Raw genomic sequence first — 6,850 nt, forward strand, 5'->3', positions numbered from 1 at the left:
TACAGACTTTTTTGATGGGAGGATGGCATGAATATATTAAAAGCAGTGAATTTAAGAAAAATATATGGACAAGGAGAAACAGAAGTCAAAGCCCTTGATGGTGTAAATTTAGAAGTGGAAAAGGGGGAGTTTGTAGCGATTGTTGGAACTTCTGGGAGCGGAAAGTCTACGATGCTTCATATGATTGGAGGATTAGATAATCCAACATCCGGTCAGGTCATTGTTGACGGACAGAATTTAAGCCATATGACAGATGAAAAGCTTACTATTTTTAGGCGTAGAAATATTGGATTTGTATTTCAACAGTATAACTTGGTTCCGATGTTGAATGTATGGGAAAATATTGTTCTTCCTGTGAAACTGGATGGAAAAAAGGTAGAAAAAGGTTATGTAGATGAAATTATTGATACACTGGGTATTCGGACAAAATTGGAAAACCTGCCAAGCGCTCTATCCGGTGGACAGCAACAGAGAGTGGCAATTGCAAGGGCTTTAGCTGCAAAACCAGCCATTTTGCTCGCTGACGAGCCGACTGGAAATTTGGATTCGAAAACAAGTCAGGATGTATTAGGGCTTCTGAAAGTAACCAGTAAGCGTTTTCACCAGACCATCGTTATGATTACCCATAATGAAGAGATTGCCCAGATGGCAGACCGGATTTTACAGATAGAAGACGGAAAAATTGTTTCAGACAGTGGTTTGGTATAGTGAGGGCGTTTATATGGTAAAAGTAGAGAATAAAGAAACGTTACGATTATTGACGAAACGTTTTATGAAAATGAACCGAGCAAGAAATATTATTGCTGTTATTGCAATCATGTTGACATCACTGTTATTTACAAGCCTCTTTGTGGGGAGTGTATCCATGATACTTTCCAAAAGAGCAACGGAAATTAAGCAATTTATGGATTCATCCCATGCTATTGCGCAGAATTTGTCAGAAGAAGATGCGGAGAGATTGCAAAAAACAATAGAACAGGATGAAGATGTGGAACGATATGGTTCCGGTATTTTTCTGGGAGCTGGAATGGACGAACGGTTTGGATTTTCCGTAGAGGTCCGATATGCAGATGAAAATATGGCAGAAAGCTTTAATTGTCTGCCAACTACAGGAAGACTGCCAGAGAAGGAAAATGAAGTAGCAGTCAGCAGCTTGGTACTGGAAGCACTGGGAGTTACACCAAAGATTGGGGAAGAAGTCACGCTGACGTGGGAAGTAAATCCGATGCTGAAACAATATAAGACAGATACGTTTCAGATATGTGGATTCTGGCAGGGGGATAAAGCTGTTTTAGGTCAGATGGTCTGGGTATCCGAAGCCTATGCAAAGGAGAATCGTTATCCCGTTACGCAGGAAGAATTAGAAAATGGCATCTACAATGGAGGGAAAGAGTATTCTGTCTGGTACAAGAATCTTTGGAATCTGGAAAAGAAAACAGAAAATATATCTAAGACAGCAGGATTTACGAAAGCAGGGACAGGATTGGAGATCAATCCGGCATATAATCTTTTTGAAGAGGATTCATTTTCATTCACTTCCTTTATTGTAATGGTACTGTTTGTGATATTGGCTGGTTACTTAATTATTTATAATATTTTTAACATTTCTGTGAAAACGGATATCCGGGCTTACGGATTGTTAAAGAATGTGGGGACAACGGGAAAGCAGTTGAAGAAAATTGTACGTATGCAGGCATGGAAATTGTCAGCAGTGGGGATTCCAATCGGATTGATCTTCGGTTATCTTGCAGGTCTTTGTATGGCTCCGTCCTTGACTGCAGATGCCCAAATTAGTGCACAGGCAGGAAAAACGGCTCAGACAGTAGTATCAGCAAATCCTTTGATTTTCCTTGCAGCGATACTTTTAACGCTTTTAACGGTGTATCTCTCCAGTCTGCAGGCTTGTAAAATGGTGGAAAGAGTTTCGCCTGTGGAAGCTCTGCGTTTGGCAGAAGGAGAGCAGTCACATAGGAAAATAAAAAAGAATACTTCTGTAACCTGGTGGGGGATGGCAGTTCAAAATGTGTTACGAAATTGGAAAAAGGGATTGATTGTTATGCTTTCTATCGCTCTTTCTATGGTGGTTGTCAACTGTATCGTGATGTTGGTGCAGGGATATGATTTTGATTCTTACCGAAAAGTGTTTTTAGCTTCCGATTTTCAACTGGATCAGATGACGGGAAGTTTGTCAAATACGAATTTCAACGGTATTACACCTGAAATCAAAGAGATTTTGGACGAATGTCCTGATAGTGCTAAGACAGGATATGTGTATTATTCTGAGGAAACCCACAAGATGGAGCCGGAACTTCTGGAAACATGGGAAGCATTCGCAGATAAATATGAAAAAAACTGGACCGATTATGAAGAACAGGTTTGGGAAGATGCAAAGGCTTCCAATACAGTAAGTGTTCATTTTCTCGGAATCAGCGAGTCGGTGTTTGACAAATTAGAATGGAGAGGGGAAAAATGCTCTTGGGATACATTTAAAAGCGGAAATTATGTGCTTGTAGATTATGGTGATAAATATGCAGAGCATCCGGTTTCTTATTATCAGACTGGGGATGTTTTTCAGATGGAGTACAAAAATGGAAACCAAAAAGATTACGAAGTCATTGGAGAAGCACTGATGCCATATGCATTGGATTATCCGTATGCAGACCTTATCTATATTACGGTATTAGTTCCAGAAGATGAGTATATTACCCAGACGGGAAATGAATCAGCCATGTATGCCGCCATCGATGCAAAGAAGGGCGAGGACAAGAAGATAAAAGAATACATTGATGAAAATATTTTGAAAGAAAATGATATGATCAATGTTTTTTCTGTATTGGATATGAAGGCGAGCTTTAGGCGGTTTGTCAGTAAATATTATATGATCGGTAGTTTTCTTGTCGTTATTTTAGCCTTTATTGGCATTATGAATTTCTTTAATACAACAGCAACTTCTGTAATTAGCAGAAAAAAAGAACTGGCACTTTTGGAAGTTGTTGGAATGACGAAAAAACAGATATCGAAAATGCTAGTGGCTGAGGGATTCCTATATTTGGGAGGCGCATTTATGATTGCAGTATTATTAGTTGTGTTTGGGGCAGAGAAGATTTTAGCAAATACACTCGGTACGGCATTTTTCTTTCAGATGCATCTTACAATCGTGCCGTGCCTGCTTATGGTTCCGATATTAAGTGGAATTGCATATGCGATTCCAAAGTATCAGTTTAAAAAGATGAGTCAGGAAAGTGTAGTTGAAAGAATTCGTAAGGAATAATAACAATATATAAATCAGGCGTATGGAAGTATATTAAAGAAGAGCGGTATGACGATGGTGGAGATTGCGAAGCGGAACAATGTCAGTGAGCGGACGATTTATAGGTATAAAGAATATAAAAGGTCGTCAGGAATTTATGCGGATGCTGAATGATATTGAAGACGGCAGAGGATGAAGTGAAAATTATTCAAATGGTTTTTGACAGGTATATTCATACCAATGATGGAATCAATGGTGTGGCAAATTATCTGAACAATCATGGATTATAATGCAAAAAAATTGATTGTATAAAAGAAATGTGTAAGTTATAATATAGATGCGGTCAGATGCCTTTTGGGGGACGACAATATTTGTTACAAAAAGGAGAAAGACCAGTGAATACAGAATTGAAAAATGAAGTGAAAGCGATTATTGCAGGAAAAGAACCTGCACTTGCATAAAGTTATGTAAGAAAAAGAGCCTTTGAGTTAAAATGACTTGGAGGCTCCTGTTATTTTTCAGTAAGGAGTTAGGAGTAGTAAATGGATATTAATAGACAGCAGAAAGCTCCAATTTATGAGGCACTTGAGGAATTTAAAAAAAGAAGAGTGGTTCCATTTGACGTGCCTGGGCACAAAAGAGGCAGGGGAAATCCGGAACTGGTACAGCTGCTTGGACAAAAGTGCGTGGAACTGGACGTAAATTCCATGAAACCACTGGATAATTTGTGCCATCCGGTTTCTGTTATCCGCGAAGCAGAAGAACTGACGGCAGATGCATTTGGCGCAGAAAATGCATTCCTCATGGTTGGGGGAACGACATCGGCAGTGCAGGCAATGATATTGTCAACCTGTAAGGCGGGCGATAAAATTATATTACCGAGAAATGTCCATAAAAGTGCACTTAATGCACTGGTGCTCTGTGGGGCAGTTCCGGTTTATGTGAATCCGGAGATGAATGCGAAACTTGGGATTTCTCTCGGAATGGAAATAGACCAGGTTGCCAGGGCGATTGAGGACAACCCGGATGCAAAAGCGGTTCTGGTAAACAATCCGACGTATTACGGGATATGTTCAGACCTCCGGGCAATCGTAAAACTTGCTCATTCCAGAGGAATCAAGGTGCTTACAGATGAAGCACATGGGACGCATCTGTATTTTGGGGAAAACCTTCCGGTATGTGGTATGGCAGCAGGCGCAGACATGTCTGCCATCTCCATGCACAAATCCGGGGGAAGCCTTACACAAAGCTCCATCCTTCTTACCGGGAAAGCGGTAAAAGCAGATCATGTCAGGCAGATTATCAATCTGACACAGACAACCAGTGCATCGTATCTCCTTTTATCGAGTCTTGATATTTCAAGAAGAAATCTTGCGTTGCGGGGAAGAGAATCTTTTGCCAGAGTTGCAAAAATGGCAGAATATGCCAGAAATGAAATCAATTCTATTGGCGGTTACTATGCCTATGGGCGTGATCTGGTAAATGGAACCAGCATTTACGATTACGATGTCACCAAGCTGTCCGTTTATACACTGGATATCGGGCTTGCCGGAATAGAAGTATATGACCTGCTCCGGGATGAATATGACATACAGATCGAATTCGGTGATATCTGTAATATCCTTGCGTATATTTCCATTGGTGACAGAATTCAGGATATTGAGAGACTCGTAGGGGCATTGCAGGATATCAAGAGGTTATACAGCAGGGACAGGACGGGGCTTTTGTCCGGGGAATATATCAATCCGGAGGTGGCGGTATCTCCGCAGAAAGCTTTTTATGCAGAAAAAAAATCGCTAAGTATAAAAGATTCCGTGGGATGCATCAGTGGAGAGTTTGTCATGTGCTACCCACCGGGGATTCCGATTCTTGCCCCGGGGGAACGGATTACAAAAGAGATTGCGGAATATATTCTGTATGCAAAAGAAAAAGGATGCTCTATGCAGGGAACCGAAGATCCGGCAGTGGAATATCTTCAGGTACTGGCATGAGTGGCAACAGGAGGTAAAGATATGCAAATGTGGTTTTCGGAATATCATACAGTTAATGTAAAACTGGATGTCCGGATAGAGGAGCAGCTTTTTTCGGGGAAAAGTGAATATCAGAAGATAGATGTATTTAAATCCTATGAATTTGGAAAAATGGCAGCATTGGATGGTGAAATTGTTTTTTCCGATGCAGATGAATTTATATATGATGAAATGGTGACCCATGTGCCGATGGCAGTCCATCCCAATGCAAAAAAAATTCTGATTATCGGTGGCGGGGATGGGGGTGTGGCGAAAGAACTCATAAAATACCCGTTTGTTGAAAAGATTGACGTGGTAGAAACCGATAAAATGTTTGTTGATGTATGCAGAAAATTTTTCCCGGAGGTGGCATGTGGATTAGAGGATCCCAGAATTTCAATGTATTATGATGATGGGCTTAGATTTCTGCGCGGGAAAAATGATGAATACGATCTGATCATCAACGATTCAACAGATCCATTGGGGCATACGGAAGGACTTTTTACAAAAGAATTTTACGGAAGCTGTTATAAAGCTCTCCGGGAGGACGGAATCATGGTGTATCAGCATGGAAGCCCGTTTTATGACGAGGATGAGGCTGAATGCCGGAAAATGCACAGAAAAGTCTATAAGTCATTCCCGATCAGCCGGGTATACCAGGCACATATCCCGACCTGTCCTTCCGGGTACTGGTTATTCGGATTCGCTTCTAAAAAGTATCATCCGCTGAATGATCTTGATGCAGAAAGATGGGATGCACTTGGAATGAAAACATGGTACTATACTACAAATTTACACCGGGGGGCATTTATGCTTCCAAAATATGTAGAGGACTTACTCGAAGAGGAAGAAACCCGGTAAAATAAATGATACAGGAGGAATAAAAATGAGCAGATTACTTATTATTGGATGTGGCGGTGTTGCACAGGTGGCAATCAGAAAATGCTGTCAGAACAGTGAAGTTTTCACGGACATCATGATTGCAAGCCGTACCCTGTCAAAATGTGACGATTTAAAGGCAAAACTTGAAGGGAAAACAGCTTCCAGAATTGAGACGGCAAGGGTTGACGCGGACAACGTGGAAGAATTAAAAACACTGATCCGTTCGTACCGGCCGGATGCAGTGCTCAATGTGGCACTCCCTTATCAGGATCTTACGATTATGGATGCATGTCTTGCCTGTGGAGTTGACTATATTGATACCGCAAACTACGAGTGCGAGGATACGCAAGATCCACAGTGGAGGGAAATTTATGAGAAGCGGTGCAAAAAACTGGGATTTACTGCTTACTTTGATTATTCCTGGCAGTGGGCTTATCAGGAAAAATTCAAGGAGGCAGGACTTACCGCAATTCTTGGAAGCGGGTTTGACCCTGGTGTCACATCGGTATTTACGGCATATGCGCAGAAACATTATTTTGATGAAATCCACACCATTGATATACTTGACTGTAATGGCGGAGATCATGGATATCCGTTTGCCACAAACTTTAATCCGGAGATAAATCTTCGGGAGGTATCCGCTAACGGTTCCTACTGGACGGATGGGCACTGGGTAGAAACCGAGCCGATGGAGTGGCGGGGGCAGGAT

7 protein-coding genes are annotated in these 6,850 nt (G+C 41.3%); all 7 read left to right on the plus strand.

The annotated features are described in order from the left end of the window. Positions 1-27: 27 nt before the first annotated feature. Positions 28-708 carry an ABC transporter ATP-binding protein gene (locus M72_RS15525; RefSeq protein WP_055068853.1) on the plus strand — a complete coding sequence of 227 codons (681 nt, stop codon included), beginning with the start codon at positions 28-30 and terminating at the stop codon, positions 706-708. After that, positions 695-3,271 (plus strand): ABC transporter permease, encoded by a 2,577-nt coding sequence (locus M72_RS15530; RefSeq protein ID WP_261291851.1) that lies wholly within the window; start codon positions 695-697, stop codon positions 3,269-3,271. Before M72_RS15525 ends, M72_RS15530 begins: the two co-directional genes overlap by 14 nt. A gap of 30 nt (positions 3,272-3,301) precedes the next feature. Beyond that, positions 3,302-3,424 (plus strand): helix-turn-helix domain-containing protein, encoded by a 123-nt coding sequence (locus M72_RS18150; protein WP_261291852.1) that lies wholly within the window; start codon positions 3,302-3,304, stop codon positions 3,422-3,424. After that, entirely contained in the window at positions 3,421-3,540 is a 120-nt protein-coding gene (locus M72_RS17265) for a recombinase family protein (RefSeq protein WP_176694800.1), read from the plus strand. Before M72_RS18150 ends, M72_RS17265 begins: the two co-directional genes overlap by 4 nt. Positions 3,541-3,792: 252 nt before the next feature. Beyond that, positions 3,793-5,241, plus strand: coding sequence for an aminotransferase class I/II-fold pyridoxal phosphate-dependent enzyme (locus tag M72_RS15535; RefSeq protein WP_022046125.1), 1,449 nt, complete (start codon positions 3,793-3,795; stop codon positions 5,239-5,241). Between the two features lie 21 nt (positions 5,242-5,262). Next, a complete protein-coding gene (gene speE / locus M72_RS15540) occupies positions 5,263-6,120 on the plus strand; it encodes a polyamine aminopropyltransferase (protein ID WP_022046124.1) in 858 nt (285 codons plus the stop codon). Positions 6,121-6,145: 25 nt separating this feature from the next. Further along, a partial coding sequence (locus M72_RS15545; protein ID WP_176694801.1) for a saccharopine dehydrogenase family protein occupies positions 6,146-6,850 on the plus strand: 705 nt, incomplete at its 3' end.

Source organism: Roseburia faecis (assembly GCF_001406815.1).
Taxonomy (GTDB): Bacteria; Bacillota; Clostridia; order Lachnospirales; family Lachnospiraceae; genus Roseburia; species Roseburia faecis.